Here is a 634-nt window from a genome sequence, read left to right on the forward strand (position 1 = left end):
AGGCCTCGAGGTCCGCACGGGTGAAGATCTCCGCCGGCAGCTGGGCTTCCGCGCCGGTTTCCAGAGCAGGTTTGCTGGGTCATCGTGCGCCAATCGTTCAGAGGGCCGCGAGGGCCACGGGCTGGTCCTGGTGCCGCAACTCATGGAGCAGGTGCCGAGCCGTACGCAGGTTGAGCGCGGTAGCGGTCAGGGTGATGTTCGCCGTGCCGATCGTCGGCATGCTGCCGCCGCCGACCAGGTAGAGGTTCTCGTGCTCCCAGCTGCGCTGGTTGTCGTCCACGACAGAGGTAGCCGGGCTCGTGCCCATGATGTGGGTGCCGGCCAGGTGGTTGCCGCCGAGGATCCGGTAGCCCTCGCCCTCGAACTCCACGTACCCGTACTCGGACGGGTCGTAGTTCGTGTGGTCCTCCGCCCCGAGTTGGTCGAACAGCTGCCGCGACAGGCGACGGGCGAAGGCCGCGCCGCGCATCGTGTAGTCGGGGACCTTGAACGAGATCACCGGGCGCATGTTGCCCAGCTGGTCGCGGTAGCGGGGGTCGACGGTGACGCGGTTCTCCGGCTCCGGCAGCACCTCGATCATGTGGGCGAAGAGCAGTTGCTTGCTGACCTGGTCGACCAGGGACCGGCGCAGGTC

The 634-nt window shown here is 67.8% G+C and carries 1 protein-coding gene; it reads right to left on the bottom strand.

Translation table 11 applies throughout. The annotated features are described in order from the left end of the window. Positions 1–97 precede the first annotated feature (97 nt). A partial coding sequence (locus DMB66_RS60650; RefSeq protein WP_148113022.1) for a GMC oxidoreductase occupies positions 98–634 on the bottom strand: 537 nt, incomplete at its 5' end.

This window comes from Actinoplanes sp. ATCC 53533 (assembly GCF_003947245.1).